The 1,911-nt window shown below is 34.1% G+C and carries 1 protein-coding gene; it reads right to left on the bottom strand.

The genetic code is table 11. The features are described from left to right. Positions 1 to 286 precede the first annotated feature (286 nt). Positions 287 to 1,444, bottom strand: a complete 1,158-nt coding sequence (locus F6K13_RS31035) for a branched-chain amino acid ABC transporter permease (protein ID WP_124145670.1) — start codon at positions 1,442 to 1,444, stop codon at positions 287 to 289. Between the last annotated feature and the right edge of the window lie 467 nt (positions 1,445 to 1,911).

The following is a 1,911-nucleotide window of genomic DNA, read 5'->3' as shown; positions in this document are numbered from 1 at the left end:
AGGCGTAAAGAATTGATAATTTCTTTACGCCTACAGCAAAGCTGCCTACTGCCTACTCCCTATGGGTGGAGTAGATGTCTAATTATCATTACATTTAAGCAACGCCAATTTTCAACCATAAATCTGAGTTATTAAACCATATAATTTGTGGCAGGAAATTATAGATGTATCTCAAAAGCTGTTAACGTTAGCGTTAGCGAAGCTCCTCTGAAAGAGGCAGCTCCTCTGAAAGAGGCTAGCTGTTAGCTGACTGCTGAATGCTTACCATTAGCTTCTTTATCAATTATCAATTATCCATTCGACCTTTTTGTGGAAATAGTCCTGCTGGTTTAACTTGTAAAAAGACAATAATTAAAGCAAATACTGTTACTTTTGCCATGCTGGTAGTTGCCAAAAAATTGAAGAAGTCAGTCAAAAATTTTAGACTTTCTATATTTCCCAAAATTAAAGCTATAGTTCCTGAACCAATTAAATAATTTGTAATGCCAATTCCCATAGCAGCAATAACAGTACCAAATAAATTACCTACTCCACCAACGACTACTACCATAAAAGCATCTACTATATAATTTTGCCCTGTATTTGGACCGACTGAACCTAATAAAGTAATTGCGCAACCAGCAATTCCAGCTAACCCCGAACCCAAAGAGAATGTAATAGCATCAACCCGGTCTGTTGGAATACCCAAACAAGCACTCATGCTTCTATTTTGAGTGACAGCTTTAATTCTTAAACCCCAATTTGATTTATTCAAAAATAAGTAAATACCTAGCAAACTTATAGCAGTTAATATAATGATAAAAATCCGAGAATAGGGTAATTGAAACTCACCAATAGGTAATCCACCTTGTAACCAAACAGGAGCAGTAACATCAACATTTCTAGAACTAAACCAAGGTTTGGTTAATCCAGGACTTGTCAATAAAAATCCCAAAGTAGTAGCGATCGCTAAAGACAGGAAACAAATAATTGCTATTGCTAAATTTTTAATTTTTTCCCAATCATAGCGACGTTTTTTGAGGAAGTAAAGACTGCCAAAATAAAACAGACAAAAAACTGTTATGCCAATAATTAAGACTCCATTTACACTGCGGACAAATTGACGCAAAATCAGACTAACTCCCCAAGTTGCTAATAGAGTTTCTAAAGGTCTGCCATAGAGAAAACGTATCACCCCTTTTTCTAAAATTAAACCAGCGATCGCTACGACTATAAAGGCAATAGGAATGGCGAAAAAAATATAAATATTAGAAATAGGTTCACCTATGCTATTACAAATATTTTGAACTACGAAAGTAGTATAAGCACCTAACATCATTAATTCACCATGAGCTAAGTTAATTACTCCCATTAGTCCAAAAATAATGGCTAATCCTAGAGCGACAATTAGTAAGACTGAACCAATACTTATACCGTTAAATATGGCGATTAATAATTCTTGCATTTTAATTAAGGTAAGGAAGAGGGAAGAAGGAAGAAGGAAGAAGGAAGAGATAAGAGGGAAGAAGGGAAAATAAAATCAGGTAAATAATGACAAGATATTAGTCAGTTATCGGATCAAACGGAGCCACTTCTAATCAGAAATTTCCAGCTTTCCTTTTTTTCCGTTTTTTTTGATAATTACTCCAGAATTATAAATAGGAAAAAGACAACAATAAATCAAGGCAAATAATGATATAGATAGGTCATTTCTCGGATTAAACAGATGAAACCGAGCCACTTCTAATCAGAAATTTCCAGCTTTTATTTTCTTCCGTTATGATAATTATTCCAGAATCAGAAAGAAAGATGTCCCATTTGTGATCTTTAACTATTTTTTTTCAACACTTTTTGCCTAACATTTGTTTTTTTTAGATGAAAAATTGGCCAAATTCCTTCGTCTTCCCCTTGCTTCCAGAATTTTTTTATGTC

This window comes from Okeania sp. SIO2B9 (assembly GCF_010672505.1).
Taxonomy (GTDB): Bacteria; Cyanobacteriota; Cyanobacteriia; order Cyanobacteriales; family Microcoleaceae; genus Okeania; species Okeania hirsuta.
This window is presented reverse-complemented; position numbering and strand designations above follow the sequence as displayed.

What these genes read in the sequence shown, in the direction of transcription:
- F6K13_RS31035 (WP_124145670.1), bottom strand. Translation starts at nt 1,444, where the DNA reads ATGCAAGAATTATTAATCGCCATATTTAACGGTATAAGTATTGGTTCA.